The sequence below is a fragment of the Mycolicibacterium rutilum genome (assembly GCF_900108565.1).
GTDB lineage: Bacteria > Actinomycetota > Actinomycetes > Mycobacteriales > Mycobacteriaceae > Mycobacterium > Mycobacterium rutilum.
Genome location: NZ_LT629971.1, coordinates 3,800,265 through 3,821,295 on the forward strand (window position 1 = coordinate 3,800,265; position 21,031 = coordinate 3,821,295).

General features: G+C 67.9%; 20 protein-coding genes and 1 tRNA gene. 14 read left to right on the forward strand and 7 right to left on the reverse strand.

Features of this window, described 5'->3' with window-relative positions; genetic code table 11:
• Nucleotides 1-2: 2 nt before the first annotated feature.
• Nucleotides 3-1,286, forward strand: a complete 1,284-nt coding sequence (locus tag BLW81_RS18415) for a cytochrome P450 (protein ID WP_235632032.1) — start codon at nt 3-5, stop codon at nt 1,284-1,286.
• A complete protein-coding gene (locus tag BLW81_RS18420) occupies nt 1,279-1,962 on the forward strand; it encodes a TetR/AcrR family transcriptional regulator (protein WP_083408422.1) in 684 nt (227 codons plus the stop codon). Before BLW81_RS18415 ends, BLW81_RS18420 begins: the two co-directional genes overlap by 8 nt.
• A gap of 619 nt (nt 1,963-2,581) precedes the next feature.
• Here the strand turns inward: BLW81_RS18420 and BLW81_RS18430 are convergent.
• From BLW81_RS18430 to BLW81_RS18440, 3 genes are all read right to left on the reverse strand, one after another.
• Nucleotides 2,582-3,580, reverse strand: coding sequence for a VapC50 family PIN domain-containing toxin (locus BLW81_RS18430; RefSeq protein ID WP_197680328.1), 999 nt, complete (start codon nt 3,578-3,580; stop codon nt 2,582-2,584).
• Between the two features lie 3 nt (nt 3,581-3,583).
• Nucleotides 3,584-4,045 (reverse strand): helix-turn-helix domain-containing protein, encoded by a 462-nt coding sequence (locus tag BLW81_RS18435; RefSeq protein WP_083408423.1) that lies wholly within the window; start codon nt 4,043-4,045, stop codon nt 3,584-3,586.
• Nucleotides 4,046-4,240: 195 nt separating this feature from the next.
• Nucleotides 4,241-4,326, reverse strand: a tRNA-Leu gene (locus BLW81_RS18440).
• 26 nt (nt 4,327-4,352) lie between these two features.
• Between BLW81_RS18440 and BLW81_RS18445 the strand changes: the two genes are divergently transcribed.
• Entirely contained in the window at nt 4,353-5,741 is a 1,389-nt protein-coding gene (locus BLW81_RS18445; RefSeq protein ID WP_083408424.1) for a M20/M25/M40 family metallo-hydrolase, read from the forward strand.
• Nucleotides 5,742-5,761: 20 nt separating this feature from the next.
• A complete protein-coding gene (locus BLW81_RS18450; protein WP_083408425.1) occupies nt 5,762-6,292 on the forward strand; it encodes a YbhB/YbcL family Raf kinase inhibitor-like protein in 531 nt (176 codons plus the stop codon).
• Nucleotides 6,293-6,372: 80 nt separating this feature from the next.
• Here the strand turns inward: BLW81_RS18450 and BLW81_RS18455 are convergent, their stop codons facing one another.
• From BLW81_RS18455 to BLW81_RS18465, 3 genes are read right to left on the reverse strand one after another with little or no spacing between them, the layout of a single operon-like run.
• Nucleotides 6,373-7,434 (reverse strand): quinone-dependent dihydroorotate dehydrogenase, encoded by a 1,062-nt coding sequence (locus tag BLW81_RS18455; RefSeq protein ID WP_083408426.1) that lies wholly within the window; start codon nt 7,432-7,434, stop codon nt 6,373-6,375.
• A 7-nt stretch (nt 7,435-7,441) separates the two neighbouring features.
• Nucleotides 7,442-7,675: a DUF5703 family protein gene (locus BLW81_RS18460; protein ID WP_083410639.1), complete on the reverse strand. Its 234-nt coding sequence runs from the start codon at nt 7,673-7,675 to the stop codon at nt 7,442-7,444.
• A gap of 20 nt (nt 7,676-7,695) precedes the next feature.
• Nucleotides 7,696-8,730, reverse strand: a complete 1,035-nt coding sequence (locus BLW81_RS18465) for a hypothetical protein (protein ID WP_197680329.1) — start codon at nt 8,728-8,730, stop codon at nt 7,696-7,698.
• 129 nt (nt 8,731-8,859) lie between these two features.
• Between BLW81_RS18465 and BLW81_RS18470 the strand changes: the two genes are divergently transcribed.
• Genes BLW81_RS18470 through BLW81_RS18505 form a run of 8 tightly spaced genes read left to right on the forward strand, consistent with a single transcriptional unit; the run spans nt 8,860 to nt 15,216 of the window.
• Nucleotides 8,860-9,171 carry a hypothetical protein gene (locus BLW81_RS18470; RefSeq protein WP_083408427.1) on the forward strand — a complete coding sequence of 104 codons (312 nt, stop codon included), beginning with the start codon at nt 8,860-8,862 and terminating at the stop codon, nt 9,169-9,171.
• Nucleotides 9,172-9,215: 44 nt separating this feature from the next.
• On the forward strand, nt 9,216-10,046 hold the full coding sequence (locus BLW81_RS18475; protein WP_083410640.1) for an undecaprenyl-diphosphate phosphatase: 831 nt from the start codon (nt 9,216-9,218) through the stop codon (nt 10,044-10,046).
• The gene (locus BLW81_RS18480) at nt 10,043-10,759 is read left to right on the forward strand and encodes a histidine phosphatase family protein (protein WP_083408428.1); all 717 of its coding nucleotides are present in this window, start codon (nt 10,043-10,045) and stop codon (nt 10,757-10,759) included. The genes BLW81_RS18475 and BLW81_RS18480 overlap by 4 nt, the downstream gene beginning before the upstream one ends.
• A gap of 46 nt (nt 10,760-10,805) precedes the next feature.
• The gene (locus BLW81_RS18485; protein WP_083408429.1) at nt 10,806-11,393 is read left to right on the forward strand and encodes an Rv2134c family protein; all 588 of its coding nucleotides are present in this window, start codon (nt 10,806-10,808) and stop codon (nt 11,391-11,393) included.
• The gene (locus BLW81_RS18490; RefSeq protein WP_157897744.1) at nt 11,377-12,213 is read left to right on the forward strand and encodes an Rv2133c family protein; all 837 of its coding nucleotides are present in this window, start codon (nt 11,377-11,379) and stop codon (nt 12,211-12,213) included. The genes BLW81_RS18485 and BLW81_RS18490 overlap by 17 nt, the downstream gene beginning before the upstream one ends.
• Nucleotides 12,214-12,217: 4 nt before the next feature.
• On the forward strand, nt 12,218-12,997 hold the full coding sequence (locus BLW81_RS18495; RefSeq protein WP_083408430.1) for a 3'(2'),5'-bisphosphate nucleotidase CysQ: 780 nt from the start codon (nt 12,218-12,220) through the stop codon (nt 12,995-12,997).
• A gap of 59 nt (nt 12,998-13,056) precedes the next feature.
• Entirely contained in the window at nt 13,057-14,295 is a 1,239-nt protein-coding gene (mshC, locus tag BLW81_RS18500) for a cysteine--1-D-myo-inosityl 2-amino-2-deoxy-alpha-D-glucopyranoside ligase (protein WP_083408431.1), read from the forward strand.
• A gap of 42 nt (nt 14,296-14,337) precedes the next feature.
• The gene (locus BLW81_RS18505) at nt 14,338-15,216 is read left to right on the forward strand and encodes an SDR family oxidoreductase (RefSeq protein ID WP_083408432.1); all 879 of its coding nucleotides are present in this window, start codon (nt 14,338-14,340) and stop codon (nt 15,214-15,216) included.
• An 80-nt stretch (nt 15,217-15,296) separates the two neighbouring features.
• On the opposite strand, the gene BLW81_RS18510 is transcribed toward BLW81_RS18505, so the two are convergent.
• Nucleotides 15,297-16,187 (reverse strand): PAC2 family protein, encoded by an 891-nt coding sequence (locus BLW81_RS18510; protein WP_083408433.1) that lies wholly within the window; start codon nt 16,185-16,187, stop codon nt 15,297-15,299.
• Nucleotides 16,188-16,496: 309 nt separating this feature from the next.
• Here BLW81_RS18510 and metH point away from each other — a divergent pair, with 309 nt between their 5' ends.
• Nucleotides 16,497-20,234 carry a methionine synthase gene (gene metH / locus BLW81_RS18515; protein ID WP_083408434.1) on the forward strand — a complete coding sequence of 1,246 codons (3,738 nt, stop codon included), beginning with the start codon at nt 16,497-16,499 and terminating at the stop codon, nt 20,232-20,234.
• 83 nt (nt 20,235-20,317) lie between these two features.
• The gene (locus tag BLW81_RS18520; protein ID WP_083410642.1) at nt 20,318-21,001 is read left to right on the forward strand and encodes an HAD family hydrolase; all 684 of its coding nucleotides are present in this window, start codon (nt 20,318-20,320) and stop codon (nt 20,999-21,001) included.
• Nucleotides 21,002-21,031: the final 30 nt, after the last annotated feature.

The window sequence follows — 21,031 nt, forward strand, 5'->3', positions numbered from 1 at the left end:
CCGTGACGGCGGGAGTGGAAGGCGAGAGTTTGACGAACGCGAACAGCACTGCTCCCAGCGTCTTCGACGCCGGCCTACCCACGTTCAGCTACGACCTCAACGCCACTCCGCATGACATCCTCGAGGACGTCCGAAACGCGCAATCGCGTTCACCTATTGCAATCGGGCCGCTCGGTCCGGAGATACTGTCCTATGAGTTGGCTCGCGACCTTCTGCGCGACAACAGATTCCGCCTACCACCCGGAGTCACCCTGGCAGCACAAGGCATCACATCGGGGCCGCTGTTCGACAAGATGGCGAACAGCCTCCTGGGCCTGGACGGCGCAGCGCATGTCCGGTTGCGCAAGCTGGTATCCAAGGCGTTCACTCCTCGTGCGACCTCGCGTCTTCAGGACACAATCCGCGACGTGGTCAACGGATTGATCGACCATGTCGCGGACGCCGGACGGTGCGACGTCGTGACCGACATCTCGTACCAGTACCCCACCCCGATCATCTGCGCGCTGCTCGGTGCGCCCCCCGACGACTGGCAGATGTTCGCGGACTGGACAGAAGAGGTTTTCAAGGCCCTCAACTTCCAGCCTGACGTCAACTTCGACGAGGCCGCGATTATGCGCGCGTGGAGCGAACTCGACGCCTACGTCGACGGTATGGTCGCGGCCCGACGAGACAACCTCAGGGAAGACCTGCTGTCCGAACTAATCCGTGCCGAAAGTGACGGCGACCGGCTCGACCTCGACGAACTCCGGATGCTGGTGGCCGGATTCCTGATGGCCGGAACGGACACGACGCGAAACCAATTGTCGGCGTCAGTGCAGGTTCTGTGCGAGCATCCGGACCAGTGGGCGAAGTTGCGCGACCAACCGGAGCTTGCGATGCAGGCCGTAGAAGAAAGCATGCGCCACTCGCCCGCAGCCTGCATCGTGCCGCGAGCCGCCGCTGACGATGTCGAATTCGGTGGCTTCTTGTTCCCGGCGGGAACGCTCGTCGTCGTCAACACCTTCGCCGCCAACCGGGATCCAGCGATCTATGACGATGCGGATCGCTTCGACATCGCGCGCAACGACGTTCCCGCAATTCTCACCTTCGGTGGCGGCGCGCATTACTGCCTAGGGGCGAACCTCGCACGCCGGGAACTCGCGGAAGCACTCACGGTCCTTACGCGCCGCCTTCCGGACGCTCACCGCGTTGGTCCGGCTCCGTGGAAGCCGTTGCTGGGAATGACCGGGCCGTCGACTCTTTCGATCGAGTTCACCAGCGCAAGGGTGGTGACGGCCAGTGCGTAGTCGCGGCTGGGCAGGTTCGACGCCCTCTTCAGACGAGGAAGCGATTTCGCGCATCCTGAGTGCGGTAGACGAGGAGGTCGCCGAAAATGGAGCGACGATACGTCTCGCCGACGTCGCCCGCAGGCTCGGGGTCACACGCCAGACGGTGTACCGCTACTTTCCCAATGCCGACGCATTGCTCATGGCCAGCGGGATGCGTGCTGTCAACGGATTCATTGATCAGGTTGCCCACCACGTCAGCGGCCTCGAAGACCCGGTGGCCGTGGTGGTGGAGTGTGTTGCTTTCGGAGTCGAGAACCTCGTCGGCGATCCGCAGCTAGAAAGCCTGCTGACGGCGCGAAATGACGGCGAACCCGTCACGTCGCTATCCTCCGACACGGCAATCTCCGTCTGCTTAACCGCATTTCATCAGCTCGAGGTCGATTGGGAACTTCACGGCTTCGATGCCCTCGCCCTCCGTGCCCTTGCCGAGATGACCTTGCGCACGGTGCAGTCCATGCTGACCGATCCTGGCGAGGCACCGCGTGAGGGGCTCGCGTTGCGCCGCTTCGTTGCTCGATGGCTCGGTCCAGCGATCCTCTATCCACGGATGGCGTCGCTGTCTATTTACGATCCGCCCGCGTCACCGGATCGGTACACCGAAGTAGAAAGACGCACTCAGGTTCGTCCGCGATAGGAACGGCCTCGCCACCCCGGGAGGCGCGCACCCGGCTCCACGCTGCGACGCGCTCTGATCATCGACTCATCCCGCGGCTCATCGGGCGTCGAGGCGATCGCGGACCGATCCGGGGGCGCGCTCGTCCGCACGATGGCAAAACGGGTTGGTTCAATTGGGCCGCACGATCTGCGTCATACGTGCGTGAGTCTGGCGGTTAGTTCAGGCGCGAATGCCCTTGCGGTGTCGCGGATGCTGGGTCGTAAGGATCCGAGCGTCACCCTTCGGATCTACGCCGATCTGTTCGACAGTGACCTCGATGCGGTGGCCGTCAATCTGGACGCGAAAATCGCGGTTAGTGTCCAGAGGGCCAATCGGCCACCGCCGCAAGCGCCGCATGACCGCTTCCTAGCTGCGCCGATGCGGTTCGATGAAGAGTGTCCGAGGGGGGACTTGGCCACTTACGACACGGGTTGAGGTCTTTCAACTGCGTCCGGACTGACCGAGTTTGCGGCGCCAGCAGGCCGATGTCCGCCTACCGGTTGTTGATGGCGATGACGAACGGGATTGACATGATCGCCGAACGCACTATCCAGGGGTATGGGTCGTCAATGCCGTGGTGCGCACCTACGCGCCGTCGTCAGCCATGAACCTCGACGGCACTGGGAAAGTGGTTGTGCGACAGTCCCCATGCTCGCCACAAGCCGTCGGGGCAACGCACCATTGTCAAGATGCGGACATCGTCGAGCGGTATCTCGCCGAACGCACGCATGGCGTGGTCAACATTGGGCATGAATTTCACGTAGACGATGGTGTCGTCGTCGGGGCAGCGCTCTACGAACTGCATGAGACCGGTGCCTGACAACGATTGATCGGCCCATTCGTAATTGCCCCATGCGGGTGGGTGATAGGTCAGCGCCTTCAGAACGTCGTTCAATTCGGATCTGTCCTGCAGTGCAGCCCACCACAGGTAGGCCGCTCCCAGCGGGTCGGTGGCATCTGGCTCGTGGTCGGGGAAGAACGCTTGGTGGGCCGCCGCACCGGAGACGATCTCAAGGGGCGTCGGCCCTTCGCTGGGCAGGGAGTCTCGCTCAGCTGTCGCCGCGCGTGTGGCGAACTCCGGGACGGTCTTGGCCAAGGTCAGATAGAACTCGGTAAAGGTGAACTGCGGTCGGGTGTATTCGGTCCGTTGCCGCTGTAGACATTCCAGCGTCAATGCGGGTGACAGGTCGAGTTGGTCTTGGAGGAAGTCGTCAGGGTGGATTACTTCGATGTCGTAGGGCTCCAACGCGTCGGGTGGGAAGTCGCGAATGTTGGCGGTCACGATGAGTGCGGCGTTCCCGCGGACTGCTGCTGCGGCGACGTGGCGGTCTTTGGGTTCGGTGGTCATCGTGTCCATGAGGTTTTCGTAGCCGGTGACGTTGGCGTTGGGGAACGCTGAGCGCATGTGGTTCAACCGTTTCGTGGCCTTCTCGGTCGGGACACCAAACGTGCCGATGAGATTGCGGTGGACTTCTTCGAGGATCGCCTCCGACCAGAGTGGTTCATAGAGTTCGGCGTCAGCCAGTCGCAGGAGTAGGTCGGCGAGTTGGTAAGGCAGTAGGACGCACGCATCGAGGACGACGCGGATTCTGGGCACTGCTCAGCGGGTCCTGGTGAATCCGTTGATGGCGCGGTAGGCGTCGTCGTCTGCCGCCTCGGCGGTCATGGTCGCGAGTTCTTCACCACGGTGCTCGCGCTGGAGACGTTGGTAGTCGAGCAGGTGCTGTAGCTGTACGCGGCGGTGGCGGCCGGGTTTGGTGAACGGGATCTCGCCGGATTCGAGTAGCTTGACCAACGTCGGCCGGGAGATGCCCAGCAAGTTGGCTGCCTCTTGAGTGGAGAGCAATGTATCGAGGGATTCCAGCGTCACTGCTTGGCCGGCGCTTAGCGCAGTGAGCGCCTGCGCGAGCACCGTCTGCAGTTCAGCGGTGAGTGGGAAGGTATGACCGGACTCGTCGACCAGGTGGAACTTGCGGTCGCTGGCCAGGGCACTGGCCAGGTCTCGGCTGTCGGGAGCTTCACCTGTGGGTGGGAGCACAGTGTGCTCGGTGAGGACGCTCATGAACCCATCTTAAAACGAAAAAAACGAAAATACGAGATCTGCGCTGAATCGTACAGATAAGTAGGTGGGGCTCCGTTCCATCGCGCCGCGGGACGGACGTAGCGCATCAACACGATGATTCGCGTCAGCAAGTGAAAATGATCCGCTCCGATGCAGGTCGCAGGAGATTCTGTTACCTTTTCAGCTATGAAATTGTGTCCGAGGGGGGACTTGAACCCCCACGCCCGTTAATAGGGCACTAGCACCTCAAGCTAGCGCGTCTGCCATTCCGCCACTCGGACCTGCTGTGGGCGCTTAAGGCTATCGGATGAGACGGGCCGCACCCAAACCAGGCGGCCACCTCAATGGTACGAATGGTGACGTGACTGGTCCCGTCAACGCCGAGGCGGAGGTCGTCGACCTCGTCAGCGCGCTCATCCGGTTCGACACGTCCAACACCGGCGAGCCCGCCACCACCAAGGGCGAGGCCGAATGCGCGCGCTGGGTGGCCGAACAACTCGAGGAAGTCGGCTACCGCACCGAATACATCGAGGCCGGCGCCCCGGGCCGCGGCAACGTATTCGCAAGGCTGGAAGGCGCCGACCGATCGCGCGGCGCGCTGCTGCTGCACGGGCACCTCGACGTGGTGCCCGCCGAGGCCTCCGACTGGAGCGTGCACCCGTTCTCCGGGGCGGTGGAGAACGGCTACGTGTGGGGCCGCGGGGCGGTCGACATGAAAGACATGTGCGGCATGCTGATCGCGATCGCACGCCACTTCAAGCGCTCCGGCATCACCCCGCCGCGCGACCTGGTCTTCGCGTTCCTGTCCGACGAGGAGGCCGGCGGCAAGTTCGGCTCGCACTGGCTGGTCAAGCACCGGCCCGACCTGTTCGCAGGCGTCACCGAGGCGGTCGGGGAGGTCGGCGGGTTCTCGCTGACCGTCCCGCGTAAGGACGGCGGCGAGCGGCGGCTGTACCTGGTCGAGACCGCCGAGAAGTCGATGAACTGGATGAAGCTGACCGCGCGCAGCCATGCCGGCCACGGCTCGATGATCCACGACAGCAACTCGGTCACCGCGGTCGCCGAGGCCGTCGCCAAACTCGGTCGCCACGAGTTCCCGCTGGTGATGACCGACGCCGTCGGCCAGTTCCTGCAGGCCGTCACCGAGGAGACCGGCTACACCTTCGACGTCGACTCGCCGGATCTGCCCGGCGCGATCGCCAAGCTCGGCCCGATCGCGCGCATCGTCGGCGCCACGCTGCGCGACACCGCCAACCCGACGATGCTCAAGGCCGGCTACAAGGCCAACGTGATCCCGGCGTCGGCCGAGGCCATCGTCGACTGCCGCATCCTGCCCGGCCGCCAGGCCGCGTTCGAACGCGAGGTCGACGAGCTGCTCGGCCCGAACGTGACGCGCGAGTGGGTCACCGAACTGCCGTCGTACGAGACCACCTTCGACGGCGACCTGGTCGACGCGATGAACGGCGCGATCCTGTCGGTCGACCCCGACGCCCGCATCGTGCCGTACATGCTCTCCGGCGGAACTGACGCAAAAGCGTTCGCGCAGTTGGGAATTCGATGCTTCGGCTTCGCGCCCCTGCAGCTGCCGCCCGATCTGGACTTCAGCGCGTTGTTCCACGGCGTCGACGAGCGGGTACCCGTCGACGCGTTGAGGTTCGGTACCCAGGTTCTCGAGCACTTCCTTCTGCACAGCTGATCCGACCGAAAGGACATGTCATGGCGTTTGATTACAACCCGTACGACTTCCTGCCCGAGTTGCCGTCGTTCACGTTGACGTCGAACACCATCAGCGACGGCCAGCCGTTCGGCAACGATCAGGTCAGCGGCATCATGGGTGCCGGTGGCAGCGACATCTCCCCGCACCTGACGTGGTCGGGCTTCCCGGAGGAGACCCGCAGCTTCGCGGTCACCGTCTACGACCCCGACGCGCCGACCGCCTCGGGCTTCTGGCACTGGGCCGTGGCCAACCTGCCCGCCACCGTGACCGAACTGCCCGAGGGCATCGGTGACGGCAGCAGCCTGCCCGGCGACGCGATCACCCTGCGCAACGACGCGGGCGCCAAGCGCTTCATCGGCGCCGCCCCGCCGCCGGGGCACGGCCCGCACCGCTACTTCATCGTCGTGCACGCCGTCGGCGCCGAGAAGCTGGACCTGCCCGAGGACGCGACTCCGGCGTACCTCGGCTTCAACCTGTTCCAGCAGGCGATCGCCCGGGCGATGATCCACGCCACCTACGAGCAGAAGTAGCGATCCGTTTCGCCGAGATCTACGCAGCGGTCGTCGATTCGACGATTTCGCGACCCTGGCGTAGAAATCGGCGCGAAAAGTTAGCGCACCGCCGAGCCGACCGCCTCGGCCAGCGAGGTGAAACCCTCGTCATGCAGGCGGCGGGCGATGCCGTCGTGGATGTGTTTGGCCCACAGCCCGCCGCCGTAGACGAACCCGGTGTAGCCCTGCAGCAGCGATGCCCCGGAGACGATCCGCTCCCAGGCGTCGTCGGCGGTTTCGATCCCGCCGACGCTGATGAGCGCCAGCCGGTCACCGACGCGCCGGTAGAGCCTGCGCAGCACCTCGACCGAACGCCGCGCGACCGGCGGCCCGGAGATCCCGCCGACGCCGAGGTCGGCAACACCCGGTGTGGCCAGCCCCTCGCGCGAGACCGTGGTGTTGGTGGCGACGACGCCCGCCAAGCCCAATTCGACTGCCAGGTCGGCGATTTCGTCGACGTCCTGATCGGACAGGTCCGGTGCGATCTTGACCAGCACCGGTTTGGTGGTCTCGGCCCGCACGGCGGCCAGGATCGGGCGTAGCGACTGCACGGCCTGCAGGTCGCGCAGTCCCGGCGTGTTCGGCGAGCTGACGTTGACCACGACGAACGACGCGAGCGGGCCCAGCAGCCGGGCCGACGCCGCGTAGTCCTGCACCGCCTGCTCGGGCGGGGTCACCTTGGTCTTGCCGATGTTCACCCCGATCGGCACATCGGGGACGTGCCGGGTCAGCTTGATCGCGAGTTCGCCGGCGCCGTGATTGTTGAACCCCATCCGGTTCAGCAGCGCGCGATCCTCAGGCAGTCGGAACATCCGCGGCGCCGGGTTGCCGGGCTGGGCCTGCGCGGTAACGGTGCCCACCTCGGCGTAGCCGAAACCGAGCGCGCCCCAGGTGTTCAGGCCGCTGCCGTTCTTGTCGAACCCGGCCGCCAGGCCCAGCGGTCCGGGGAAGTGCACCCCGAACACGGTGGTCGCCAGCACCGGGTCGCGCGGGCCCAGCCATCGTTTGAGCCCGCGGCGCGGCCAGGACAGATACGTGGCCGCCCGCAGCGCGGCGAAGATCCAGGTGTGAATGCGTTCGGGCGCAACGAGAAACAGCGCCCGCCGCAGCGCGCGGTACATCAACGGGTCACTGCGCGGGCTGCTCGGGTAGGACCGCGCGGTCGGCGGCGGTCTTCTTGCGCCGCAGCAGCACCCGCCGGGACCCGTCGGTGTAGGCTCGCACGCGGGTCAGTTCCCAGCCGCGGTACTCGGCCTCGATGGACAGCCGCGTCGACGCGCTCAGGCGGGTGACGTCCGGCGGCAGCCGCAGCGGTATCCACTCGTAATCGTCGGAGAGGTCCTGGTCCCAGCCCTTCGGCATCCGGCCGTGGTTGATCGTGCTCACGGGCGACCGCCCGCGGCATCGGCGATCACCTGCACACCCGCTCCGGATCCGGACACGACGTACAGCGTGCCAGAGGATTCGTCATAGGCGAGAGAGTCAGGTTGCTGCACGGTTCGATAACGCACCTTCTCGACGGGGATACCGGTGGCCAGATCGTAGCCAACGACGGTGTTCGACGCGGTCTGCGACACCCAGGCCAGCGTCGACGAACCGGCCAGACCGTAGGGGGCGTCGCGGACCGGATACCGCTGACGCAGGATCAGCGGGTCGACGCTGAACACCAGCAGGCCCTGCCCGCGGGTGTCGGCGACCAGGACCCGGCCGACGTCGTCGGCGGCCATCGTCGTCGCGCCCTCGCCGGCCCGCAACGCCTGCTCGGCACTGTCGCCGTTCTCGGACACCGCCGTCACCGAGGTCTGGGCACGGTCCAGCACCACCGCCGTATTCCCCTGTGTGACAAGCGCATCGACGCGGGCGAAGACCTTCAGTTCGGCGGTCACCGACGTGTCGGACCCCAGCGTGTAGACCGCGCCGTCCGCGCTGCCCAGCACCAGCCGACCGTCCGCGCGGCGCGCGATCGCGGTGAACTCGGTGCCCTGGTGCCCCTCGACCTCGACCTTGTCGGCGGTACCCGCGGCCAGGTCGATGCGGTAGTAGCCGCCCCGCGTCGCGGCGACGACGCGGCCGTCGCCGTCGCCGGCCAGCGCGACCGCCCGGCCCGGCAGCGCGACCGGCCGGGCCCCGTCGGGTCCGAACACCGTCACCACCGACCCCTCCGCGGGCCCAGGCGCCAGCACCGCCAACGCGCCGGTCGCCGCGTCGACCGTCGCCGCCTGCGCCTTGGCGGACAGCGGCCGCACCTCACCGTCGGGCCGCCCGGTGACCGGCGGGGACACGGCGGCCTGCGCAGGGGCGATGGTCGGCGGCGGCGCCTCGGCGGGATTGCTCGAACACGCGCTGACCAGCGTGATTGCCAGCGTCGCCAGGATCGGGCGAAGGAGCCGGTTCGGCGAGTTTAGGCAGGGCGGCACGGGGTAGCTCTCGGTCGTGGCTTCCGGATATCGATCAAACGGCCAGTCTAGGCAGACCGTTCACCGTGTATTTCGCGCCGCTCGTCGTGGCCTCCCAGCCGGTGAGTGGGCCGGCGGTAGGGTGCGATCATGACCTTGGCCGCAGACCGGGAACTGGGCGCCGGGGCGTTTGCTCTGGAGGACATCACCACTGGTGTACACGCCAGCGGGTTTGGCCAGGTGGGTGACGGGCGGACGTTCTCGTTCCAGGTTGAGCGCCAGCAGCTGCGCGTCGAGGTCTACCGGCCCCGGCTGACCGGTCCGGTCCCGCTCGAGGAGGACGTGGTCGCGGTCGCCAGCCGCAAGCTGACCGACATCGACCTCACCGACCGGCGCAGCCTCGGCGCGGCCGTGCGCGACGCGGTCGCCGACGCGCAGCCGGTGGCGCGGGCCAGCCGCTAACACCCGCCCACGGTACGGTCGTCGTCGTGACGGACGTGCCGGCGATGTCGTGGGTGCAAGTTGTCGTACTCGCGATCCTGCAGGGCCTAACCGAATTCCTGCCGGTCTCGTCGTCCGGGCACCTGGCCATCGCGTCGCGGGTGTTCTTCACCCACGACGCGGGCGCGTCGTTCACCGCCGTCACCCAACTGGGCACCGAACTCGCGGTGCTGCTGTACTTCGCCAAAGACATCGGCCGCATCATCAAGGCCTGGTTCAACGGGCTGCTCGTCAAGGCCCACCGCAGCGCCGACTACTGGCTGGGCTGGTACGTCATCATCGGCACCATCCCGATCGGCGTGTTCGGCCTGCTGTTCAAGGACGAAATCCGAACGGGCGCACGGAACCTGTGGGCGATCGCGATCGCGCTGATCGTGTTCTCGGCCGTCATCGCCGCCGCAGAGTACTTCGGCCGCCAGGTCCGCCACGTCGAGCAGCTCACGTGCCGCGACAGCATCATCGTCGGGCTGGCGCAGTGCCTGGCGCTGCTGCCGGGCGTGTCCCGGTCCGGGGCGACGATCAGCGCGGGCCTGTTCCTCGGGCTCGACCGTGAGCTGGCGGCCCGGTTCGGTTTCCTGCTGGCCATCCCGGCGGTGTTCGCCTCCGGCCTGTTCTCGCTGCCCGACGCGTTCAACCCGGTCGGGGAGGGGATGAGCGCCAGCGGTCCGCAGCTGTTGGTGGCGACGGTGATCGCGTTCTTCGTCGGCTTCGCCGCGGTGGCCTGGTTCCTGCGGTTCCTGGTCCGGCACAGCATGTACTGGTTCGTCGGCTACCGGGTGCTGCTGGGCACCGTCGTGCTCATCCTGCTCGGCACCGGGGTGGTGGCCGCGACATGACCGTGCTGCTGCTGCGGCACGGCCGCTCCACGTCGAACACCGCGCACACGCTGGCCGGCCGCTCCGAAGGCGTCGACCTCGACGACAAGGGTCGCGAGCAGGCCCAAGCCGTGGTGGAGCGGATCGGGTCGCTGCCGATCCGCGCCATCGTGCGCTCGCCGCTGCTGCGCTGCGAACGGACCGTGGCGCCGCTGGCCGACGCGTTGGGTCTCAGCCCGGTCGTCGACGAGCGGATCTCCGAGGTCGACTATGGCGCCTGGACCGGCCGCAAGATCGGCGAACTGGTCAAGGAGCCCTTGTGGGCGGTGGTCCAGCAGCAGCCCAGCGCCGCGGTGTTCCCCGACGGCGAGGGCTTGGCCCAGGTACAAGCCCGGGCGGTGGCCGCGATCCGTGACCACGACCGGCGGCTGGCCGCCGAACACGACGGCGACGTGCTGTGGGTGGCGTGCACCCACGGCGACGTCATCAAGGCCGTCATCGCCGACGCGCTGGGCACCCACCTCGACAGCTTCCAGCGGATCACCGCCGATCCGGCGTCGGTCAGCGTGATCCGGTACACCACGCTGCGGCCGTTTGTGATCCACGTCAACCACACGGGCGCGAACCTCACATCGGGCCTGATCCCGAAACCCGCCCAGCCCGACGGCCAGTCCGGCGCCGAGCAGGGTGAGGTGCCGCCGGAGGATGCCGTGGTCGGCGGCTCCACCGGGTAGTCGCATTTACGGCCGAAGACCCCCAGCCGGTATTTTGGAAGGTGCCATGCCCCGCGCAATTCACGTCTTCCGCACACCCGACCGCTTCGTGGCCGGGACCGTCGGCCAGCCGGGCAACCGAACGTTCTACCTGCAGGCCGTCCACGACAAGCGCGTGGTCTCGGTGGTGCTGGAGAAGCAACAGGTTGCGGTGCTCGCCGAGCGGATCGCTGCGCTGCTGCTCGAGATCAACCGACGCTTCGGCACCCCGATCCCGCCCGACACCGGCGAGGTGGAGGACCTCAGCCCGCTGATCACCCCGGTCGACGCGGAGTTCCGGGTCGGCACCATGGGTCTGGGCTGGGACTCCGAGGCGCAGACCGTCGTCGTCGAGCTGCTCGCGGTGTCGGAAACCGAGTTCGACGCGTCGGTGGTGCTCGACGACGCCGAGGACGGGCCCGACGCGGTGCGCGTCTTCTTGACCCCCGAGTCCGCCCGCGAGTTCGCCACCCGCTCGAACCGGGTCATCTCCGCCGGCCGGCCGCCGTGCCCGCTGTGCGACGAACCACTGGACCCCGAAGGCCACATCTGCGTGCGCACCAACGGCTACCGGCGCGGCGCCTTCGCCGAGTCCGACGATGACGTCGACATCTGAGGGCGGGTCCGGCGACGGGGACGCCGACACAATCCTGCAGCGCGGTGAGCTGACCGTCATCGGACGGATCCGGTCGGCGAGCAACGCGACCTTCCTGTGTGAGGCCAGTCTCGGTGAGCGACAGGTGCATTGCGTGTACAAGCCGGTCGCCGGCGAGGCCCCGCTGTGGGACTTTCCGGACGGCACGCTGGCCGGTCGCGAGCGCGGCGCCTACCTGGTGTCGGCGGCGCTGGGCTGGAATATCGTGCCCTACACCATCATTCGCGGCGGACCGGCCGGCGAGGGCATGGTGCAGCTGTGGGTGGATCAGCCCGGTGACGAGGTCGACGAGGAACAGCCGACCGGGCCGGACCTGGTGGACCTGCTGCCCGCAGGGCGGGTTCCGCCGGGGTTCCTGCCGATCCTGCAGGCCTACGACTACGCCGGCGACGAGGTGACGCTGGTGCACGCCGACGACGAGCGTCTGCGCCGCATGGCGGTGTTCGACGTGCTGGTCAACAACGCCGACCGCAAGGGCGGCCACATCCTGTGCGGCGTCGACGGCCGGGTGTACGGCGTCGACCACGGGGTGACGCTGCACGTCGAGGACAAACTGCGCACCGTGCTGTGGGGCTGGGCCGGCAAACCCGTCGACGACCAGACGCTCGAATCGGTGGCGGCGTTGCGTGATGCGCTGCGCGACGGGCTGGCCGACGAGCTGTGCGCGCACATCACCGAACGGGAGATCGGTGCGCTGCTGTCGAGAACCGTTGGGCTGCTGAATGATCCGGTCATGCCGACGCCGGATCGTCGCCGCCCCATCCCGTGGCCGGCGTTCTAGATCGATGACGCAGTCTGATGCGGCGCTGGCCGCCGAGGTGGCCGCGGACGCGGGCGAGATGCTGTTGCGGGTCCGCGAGGAGATCGGCTTCTACGACCCCTACGACCTCGGCGACGCGGGTGACAAACTGGCCAACAAGTTCATCCTCGACCGCCTCCGTGACGCGCGCCCCGACGACGCGGTGCTGTCCGAGGAGGCCGTCGACGACCTGGCGCGCGTCGACGCCGACCGGGTGTGGATCGTCGACCCCGTCGACGGCACCCACGAGTTCTCCCTGCCGCGGCGCACCGACTGGGCGGTGCACATCGCGCTGTGGCGCCGCGACGGAGGACCCAACGGGCGGATCACCGACGCCGCCGTCGCGCTGCCCGCCCGCCACGAGGTCTACCGCACCGACACCGTCGCCCCGCCGCCACCGCGCAAGGAGGGGCCGATCCTGATCACCGCCAGCGCCAACCGGCCGCCGCCGGTGCTGTGGTGGCTACGCGACCGGATGGACATCCAGCTGGTGCGGATCGGGTCGGCAGGCGCCAAGGCGATGGCCGTCGTGCGCGGCGACGTCGACGCCTATCTGCACGCCGGCGGTCAGTGGGAGTGGGACTCGGCGGCGCCGGCCGGTGTCGTGCAGGCCGCGGGCCTGCACGCGACGCGACTGGACGGCTCCGAGCTGATCTACAACCGGCCCGACCCGTACCTGCCCGACCTGTTGATGTGTCGACCGGAGCTGAGCGAGGCCCTGCTCGACGGCATCCTGTCGGCCTACCGGAGCCGCTTCGGGCGGTGAACCGGGGAATGAAACAGGCCCCCGCGTTGTCGCTCACGGCGATGCCTAAAGTCGACGCTATGAACACGTGGCCGGCTCCCGAGGTTCCGGCGCTGCCGGGCCGGGGTCCGCAGCTTCGCCTCTACGACAGCGCCGACCGGCAGGTCCGGCCGGTCACCGCGGGCGAGACCGCCACCATGTACGTCTGCGGGATCACCCCGTACGACGCCACCCATCTCGGCCACGCCGCGACCTATCTGGCGTTCGACCTCGTGCACCGCGTCTGGCTCGACGCCGGGCACCGGGTGCACTACGTGCAGAACATCACCGACGTCGACGACCCGCTGTTCGAGCGCGCCGCCCGCGACGGCATCGACTGGCGCGACCTCGGCGACCGCGAGATCGACTTGTTCCGTGAGGACATGGCGGCGCTGCGGGTGCTGCCCCCGCACGACTACGTCGCGGCCACCGACGCCATCGCCGAGGTGATCGAGGTGACCGAGAAGCTGCTCGCCTCCGGCGCCGCCTACATCGTCGATGACGCCGAATACCCCGACGTCTACTTCCGCGCCGACGCCACCCCGCAGTTCGGCTACGAGTCCGGCTATGACCGCGACACGATGCGCCGGCTGTTCGCCGAACGGGGTGGCGACCCGGAGCGGCCCGGTAAGAGCGACGAACTCGACGCGCTGCTGTGGCGTGCGCAGCGCCCGGGCGAGCCGAGCTGGCCGTCGCCGTTCGGGCCGGGCAGGCCGGGCTGGCACGTGGAGTGCGCGGCGATCGCGCTGAGCCGCATCGGCACCGACCTCGACATCCAGGGCGGCGGCAGCGACCTGATCTTCCCGCACCACGAGTTCTCGGCCGCCCACGCCGAATGTGTGACCGGCGAGCGCCGCTTCGCGCGCCACTACGTGCACGCGGGCATGATCGGCTGGGACGGCCACAAGATGAGCAAGAGCCGCGGCAACCTGGTGCTGGTGTCGCGGCTGCGCGCCGACGGCGTCGATCCCGCCGCGATCCGGCTCGGGCTGTTCGCCGACCACTACCGCGAGGACCGGTACTGGAGCGACGCCGTGCTGGCCGAAGCGCAGGACCGGCTGGACCGGTGGCGCGCCGCGGTCGCACTCGACGGCGCACCCGACGCGACCGACGTCGTCGCCCGGGTCCGCCAGTACCTGGCCGACGATCTGGACACCCCCAAAGCGCTTGCCGCGCTTGATGGTTGGGCCACCGACGCGCTGACCTACGGCGGCCACGACCCGCAGGCGGGCCGGCTGGTCGCGACGGCCGCCGACGCACTGCTGGGCATCCGCCTGTAGATCCACACCGGGCCCGGCGGGTGACCCGGTAACTTGACCGCCATGAGTTCACTGAGCGGCAAAGTCGCGTTGATCACCGGCGGGGCGAACGGCATCGGCGAAGAAGTGGCCCGCCGGCTGCACGACAAGGGCGCCAAGCTGGTGCTCACCGATCTGGACGCCGACCGGCTGGCCCAGGTGGCCGCGCGGTTCGGCGAGGACGGGGTGGTGACGGCGGTCGCCGACGTGCGCGACCTGGCGGCGATGGAGGCGGCGGTCGCCAAGGGCGTCGAACGGTTCGGCGGCATCGACATCGTGATGGCCAACGCCGGCATCGCGACCTACGGCTCGGTGCTCGGCGTCGACCCGCAGGCGTTCCAGACGATCATGGACGTCAACGTCGTCGGCGTCTTCCACACCGTGCGCGCCGCGCTGCCCTCGGTGATCGAGCGGCGCGGCTACGTGCTGGTGGTGTCGTCGGCCGCCGCCTACGCCGCCTCCGCGGGCATGGCCCCCTACGACGCCTCCAAGGCGGCCGCCGAACACTTCGCCAACGCCCTGCGCCTGGAGGTTGCGCACCAAGGCGTCGACGTCGGGTCGGCGCACATGCTGTGGGTCGACACGCCGCTGGTCCGGGAGAGCCGCTCGGACCTGCCGAGCGCCCGCAAGATGCTCGACTCACTGCCCGGCCCGCTGGGCAAGACCACCTCGGTGGAGAAGTGCGGCGAGCTGTTCGTCGCCGGCATCGAGGCCCGCAAGCGGCAGATCAACTGTCCGCGGTTCGTCGGTCTGCTGCGGTGGCTCAAGCCGCTGCTGGCGTCGCCGCTGGGGGAGCGCGCCACGCTCAAGTCGGTGCCCGAGCTGCTGCCCAAGATGGACGCCGAGGTCGCCGAACTCGGCCGCTCGATGAGCGCGCGCACCGAGGCGCTCGAAAAGCGGTGATCTATCGGGCCGAGTGGCCACTTATCCGACGCGGATCAAGGAAACGCGCGGGATAACTGGCCACTCGCCACCCTAAAACCTCAGCCGCGAAAGCCTGGGCCGCGCCGGCGCAGGTAGCGCTCGAACTCCGCGGCCAGCGCGTCGCCGTCGATCTTGCCGAGCGCCTCGGTCATGTCGACCTCCGCGTCGCCGCGCTCCTCCAGCGACTGCACGTACTCGGCGATCTCGTCGTCCTCGGCCGTCATCTCCGACACGGCCTGCTCCCATTCCTCGGCCGCGCTCGGCAAGTCGGCCAGCGGAACCTCGACGTCGAGCACGTCCTCGACGCGGCGCAGCAACGCGACCGTCGCCTTCGGGTTCGGCGGCTGCGACACGTAGTGGGGGATCGCGGCCCAGAACGTCACCGCGGGGATCCCGGCCTGCACGCAGGCGTCCTGGAACACGCCCGCGATCCCGGTCGGGCCCTCGTAGCGGGTCTCCTCCAGCCCGAAGGTCTGCGCCGAATCGCGGGAGTACGCCGCACCCGACACCGGCACCGGCCGGGTGTGCGGGGTGTCGGCCAGCAGCGCGCCGAGAATGACGACGGTCTGCACGTTGAGCTTGTCGGCGACGGCCAGCAGCTCGGCGCAGAACGTGCGCCAGCGCATGTTGGGTTCGACGCCGTGCATCAGCACGATGTCGCGGTCCGACCCCGGCGGGCGGCAGTGCGAGATCCGCATCGACGGCCACACCAGTTCGCGGGTGACGCCGTCGACCATCCGGATCACCGGCCGGTTGACCTGGTAGTCGTAGTAGGCCTCGTCGTCGATCTCGATGATCGTTTCGGCCTCCCAGATCGCGTCCAGGTGCTCCAGGGCGTCACTGGCCGCGTCACCGGCGTCGTTCCAGCCCTCGAAGGCCGCGACGATGATGGTGTCGTTGAGTTGAGGCAGGTCGGGCGGTTTGAAACCGCTCGCATCCGACGGGGTCACATCGCCAGCGTAAGCCCTGCACGGGTCCCGCGACGGGCATCGACGCCCGGGTGATTTGTGTTGCCCGACTACTGTGGTCGTGTGCCCGTAGGCAGCGATCGCGGGCAGCGTCGCCCCGCTGTCCGATAGACGAAATAACGCGTGGCGGCAGTCGCGTTGACCGTGGTAAGCACGACACTGCCGGGCGTCCAGACGTCGATCTGATGACGACGTAGACTTTGTTCGTCGAGAGGCGTTGCAACGGATCCCGGTCCCGGCCGGCGTCCGCCACGCTCGGCGAAGTCAAGGACGCCTTCCGCTGAGGAAGGAGTGCACGTGACATTCACGCCCAACATCCGCCCTGACTGCACGGATGAACTCACCGCGACTCTCGGTCAGCGGATCATGGTGATCGACGGCGCGATGGGCACCGCCATCCAGCGCGACCGGCCCGACGAGGCCGGCTACCGCGGCGAGCGGTTCAAGGACTGGCCCAGCGACGTCGTCGGCAACAACGACCTGCTCAACCTGACGCAGCCCCACATCATCGAGGGGATCCACCGCGAGTACCTCGAGGCGGGCGCCGACCTGCTCGAGACCAACACGTTCAATGCGAACGCGATCTCGCTGTCCGACTACGGGATGGAAGAACTCAGCTACGAGCTGAACTACGCCGGCGCCGCGCTGGCGCGCACCGCGTGCGACGAGTTCAGCACCCCGGACAAGCCACGCTACGTCGCCGGGGCGCTCGGGCCGACGACGCGGACCGCATCGATCTCGCCCGACGTCAACGACCCCGGCGCCCGCAACGTCACCTACGACAAGCTGGTCGCCGCCTACCTCGAGGCCGCCAACGGCCTGGTCGACGGCGGCGCCGACCTCCTGATCGTCGAGACGATCTTCGACACGCTGAACGCCAAGGCAGCGATCTTCGCCATCGAGACGCTGTTCGAGGAGCGCGGACGACGCTGGCCGGTGATCATCTCGGGCACCATCACCGACGCCTCCGGGCGGACACTGTCCGGTCAGGTCACCGAGGCGTTCTGGAACTCGGTCCGGCACGCCAAGCCGCTCGCGGTCGGCCTCAACTGCGCGCTGGGGGCGCCCGAGATGCGGCCCTACATCGCCGAGATGTCGCGCATCGCGGACACGTTCGTGTCCTGCTACCCGAATGCGGGCCTGCCCAACGCGTTTGGCGAGTACGACGAGTCGGCGCAGCGCCAGGCCTCCTACGTCGCCGACTTCGCCGAGGCCGGCTTCGTCAACCTGGTCGGCGGGTGCTGCGGGACGACGCCTGCGCACATCGCCGAGATCGCCAAGGTCGTCGAGGGCAAGGCGCCCCGCCAGGTGCCGGACATCCCCGTCGCCACCCGGTTGTCGGGCCTGGAGCCGCTGAACATCGACGAAGACTCGCTGTTCGTCAACATCGGTGAGCGCACCAACATCACCGGCTCCGCCCGGTTCCGCAACCTGATCAAGGCCGAGGACTACGACACCGCGCTGTCGGTGGCCCTGCAGCAGGTCGAGGTCGGTGCGCAGGTCATCGACATCAACATGGACGAGGGCATGATCGACGGCGTCGCCGCGATGGACCGGTTCACCAAGCTCATCGCCTCCGAACCGGACATCAGCCGCGTCCCGGTGATGATCGACTCGTCCAAGTGGGAGGTCATCGAGGCCGGCCTGAAGAACGTGCAGGGCAAGCCGATCGTCAACTCGATCTCCATGAAGGAGGGCGAGGAGAAGTTCATCCGCGAGGCCCGGCTGTGCCGCAAGTTCGGCGCCGCCGTCGTCGTGATGGCCTTCGACGAACAGGGCCAGGCCGACAACCTGGAGCGCCGCAAGGAGATCTGCGGGCGGGCCTACCGGATCCTGACCGAACAGGTCGGCTTCCCGGCCGAAGACATCATCTTCGACCCGAACTGCTTCGCGCTCGCCACGGGCATCGAGGAGCACGCCACCTACGGCATCGACTTCATCGAAGCCTGCGCGTGGATCAAGGAGAACCTGCCCGGGGTGCACCTCTCCGGCGGCATCTCCAACGTGTCGTTCTCGTTCCGCGGCAACAACCCGGTGCGCGAGGCGATCCACGCGGTGTTCCTGTTCCACGCCATCAAGGCCGGCCTGGACATGGGCATCGTCAACGCCGGCGCGCTGGTGCCCTACGACTCGATCGACGCCGAACTGCGGGACCGCATCGAGGACGTCGTGCTGAACCGTCGCCCCGACGCCGCCGAGCGGCTGCTGGAGATCGCCGAACGGTTCAACAGCACGGACAAGGGTGAAGATCCCGCCGCCGCCGAGTGGCGCAGCCTGCCGGTGCGAGAGCGGGTCACCCACGCCCTGGTCAAGGGCATCGACGCGCACGTCGACGAGGACACCGAGGAACTGCGCGCCGAGATCGCCGCGGCCGGCGGGCGCCCGATCGAGGTGATCGAGGGCCCGCTGATGGACGGCATGAACGTCGTCGGTGACCTGTTCGGCTCGGGCAAGATGTTCCTGCCGCAGGTGGTGAAGTCGGCGCGGGTGATGAAGAAGGCCGTCGCGTACCTGCTGCCGTTCATCGAGGCCGAGAAGGAAGAGGCCGGTACAACCGGCTCGAAAGACACCAACGGCACCATCGTGATGGCGACCGTCAAGGGCGACGTGCACGACATCGGCAAGAACATCGTCGGAGTTGTGCTGCAGTGCAACAACTTCGAGGTGATCGACCTCGGTGTGATGGTGCCCGCGCAGAAGATCCTGGACGCGGCCAAGGAGCACGACGCCGACATCATCGGCCTGTCGGGCCTGATCACGCCGTCGCTGGACGAGATGTCGAACTTCGCCGTCGAGATGGAACGCGCAGGTTTGGAGATCCCGCTGCTGATCGGCGGGGCGACGACCTCGCGCGCCCACACGGCCGTGAAGATCTCGCCGCGCCGGTCCGGCCCGGTGGTCTGGGTCAAGGACGCGTCCCGCTCGGTGCCGGTAGCGGCCGCGCTGCTCGACGACAAGCAGCGCCCGGCGCTGCTCGAGGCGACCGAGAAGGACTACGCCTCGCTGCGGGAGCGGCACGCGCAGAAGAACGAGCGGCCGATGCTGACGCTGGAGAAGGCCCGCGCGAACCGGACGCCGATCGACTGGGCCGGCTACACGCCGCCGGCGCCGGCGACCGGCGCGGGCATCCGCGAGTTCCTCGATTATGACCTCGCCGAGCTCCGCGAATTCATCGACTGGCAGCCGTTTTTCAACGCCTGGGAGATGAAGGGCCGGTTCCCCGACATCCTCAACAACCCGGCGTCCGGCGAGGCGGCGCGCAAGCTGTACGACGACGCCCAGGAGATGCTCGACACCCTGATCAAGGAGAAGTGGCTGACCGCCAACGGGGTGATCGGTTTCTTCCCCGCGAACGCCGTCGGCGACGACATCGAGGTCTACACCGACGACACCCGCACCGAGGTGCTGACCACGCTGCACAACCTGCGCCAGCAGGGCGAGCACCGCGACGGCATCCCGAACCGGTCACTCGGTGATTTCGTCGCACCCAAGGAGACCGGCCTGGCCGACCACATCGGTGCGTTCGCCGTCACCGCGGGCCTGGGCAGCCAGGACAAGATCATCGAGTTCAAGGCCGACAACGACGACTACAGCGCGATCCTGCTGGAGTCGCTCGCCGACCGGCTGGCCGAGGCGTTCGCCGAGCGGATGCACCAGCGGGTCCGCACGGAGTTCTGGGGCTACCAGCCCGACGAGCAGCTCGACAACGAGGCGCTCATCGGGGAGAAGTACGTGGGGATCCGGCCCGCTCCCGGCTATCCGGCCTGCCCCGAGCACACCGAGAAGGTGACGCTCTGGAGGCTGATGGACGTCAAGGAGCGAACCGGTATCGAACTGACCGAGTCGATGGCGATGTGGCCCGGTGCCGCCGTCAGCGGTTGGTACTTCTCGCATCCGCAGTCGCAGTACTTCGTCGTCGGCCGGCTGGCCCAGGATCAGGTCGCTGACTACGCGAAACGAAAGGGCTGGACCCTGCAGGAGGCCGAGCGCTGGCTGGCGCCGAACCTCGGTTACAACCCGGAGGATTGAGCACTGCGTGCCGCGAACGTGAAGTTGTACATCAACATCGGGCTGAGTTTCGAACACGAGCAGCCGTTCGGCAGGTGCCGCAGATGAAAGCCGTGCTCTTCGATATGGATGGCACGCTTGTCGATTCGGAAAAACTGTGGGACGTGTCGTTGGCCGCGCTCTACGCCGAACTCGGCGGCCAGATGACTCCGGAAGTCCGCGCGTCGATGGTCGGCGGCTCGGCCGAGGACACCATCCGCACTGTCTACACCGACCTCGGGCTCGACCTCGATCCCGCGGCGATGGCTGAATCCAGCCGCTGGCTCCACGACTACACCGGTGAGCTTTTCGCCGCGGGCCTGCCGTGGTGCGACGGCGCGCGCGAATTGTTGGAAGAACTTGCCTTCGAACACACTCCGATGGCGTTGGTTACCAACACCCAACGCGCTCTGACCGACCAGGCGTTGAGAAGCATTGGCACCCACTATTTCTCAGCGACCGTCTGCGGTGACGAGGTGCCGCGCGGCAAACCGGCGCCGGACGCCTACCGCCGGGCGGCGCAGTTGCTGGGCGTGCCGCCGACCGATTGCCTGGCCGTCGAGGATTCGGTCACCGGAACCGCGGCCGCCGAGAGCGCCGGCTGCCCGGTGCTGGTGGTCCCCAACGACATAGCGGTGCCGGACGGTCCACGGCGACGGCAGGTTTCCTCGCTGGCGCAGGTGGGTACCGCCGATCTGCGCGTCATCTACCGGGAACTGATCGCGCGCACCGAAGAACACACCGCGTGACAGCCGGTCTGTGATTGAATGTGACCTCCA

Excerpts from the sequence above, each read along its gene's own strand:
- BLW81_RS18435 (WP_083408423.1), bottom strand. The coding sequence starts at position 4,045 with ATGAGCGTCCTCACCGAGCACACTGTGCTCCCACCCACAGGTGAAGCT.
- BLW81_RS18445 (WP_083408424.1), top strand. The coding sequence starts at position 4,353 with ATGAGACGGGCCGCACCCAAACCAGGCGGCCACCTCAATGGTACGAAT.
- BLW81_RS18450 (WP_083408425.1), top strand. The coding sequence starts at position 5,762 with ATGGCGTTTGATTACAACCCGTACGACTTCCTGCCCGAGTTGCCGTCG.
- BLW81_RS18455 (WP_083408426.1), bottom strand. The coding sequence starts at position 7,434 with ATGTACCGCGCGCTGCGGCGGGCGCTGTTTCTCGTTGCGCCCGAACGC.
- BLW81_RS18460 (WP_083410639.1), bottom strand. The coding sequence starts at position 7,675 with ATGCCGAAGGGCTGGGACCAGGACCTCTCCGACGATTACGAGTGGATA.
- BLW81_RS18470 (WP_083408427.1), top strand. The coding sequence starts at position 8,860 with ATGACCTTGGCCGCAGACCGGGAACTGGGCGCCGGGGCGTTTGCTCTG.
- BLW81_RS18475 (WP_083410640.1), top strand. The coding sequence starts at position 9,216 with ATGTCGTGGGTGCAAGTTGTCGTACTCGCGATCCTGCAGGGCCTAACC.
- BLW81_RS18480 (WP_083408428.1), top strand. The coding sequence starts at position 10,043 with ATGACCGTGCTGCTGCTGCGGCACGGCCGCTCCACGTCGAACACCGCG.
- BLW81_RS18485 (WP_083408429.1), top strand. The coding sequence starts at position 10,806 with ATGCCCCGCGCAATTCACGTCTTCCGCACACCCGACCGCTTCGTGGCC.
- BLW81_RS18490 (WP_157897744.1), top strand. The coding sequence starts at position 11,377 with ATGACGTCGACATCTGAGGGCGGGTCCGGCGACGGGGACGCCGACACA.
- BLW81_RS18495 (WP_083408430.1), top strand. The coding sequence starts at position 12,218 with ATGACGCAGTCTGATGCGGCGCTGGCCGCCGAGGTGGCCGCGGACGCG.
- mshC (WP_083408431.1), top strand. The coding sequence starts at position 13,057 with ATGAACACGTGGCCGGCTCCCGAGGTTCCGGCGCTGCCGGGCCGGGGT.
- BLW81_RS18505 (WP_083408432.1), top strand. The coding sequence starts at position 14,338 with ATGAGTTCACTGAGCGGCAAAGTCGCGTTGATCACCGGCGGGGCGAAC.
- BLW81_RS18520 (WP_083410642.1), top strand. The coding sequence starts at position 20,318 with ATGAAAGCCGTGCTCTTCGATATGGATGGCACGCTTGTCGATTCGGAA.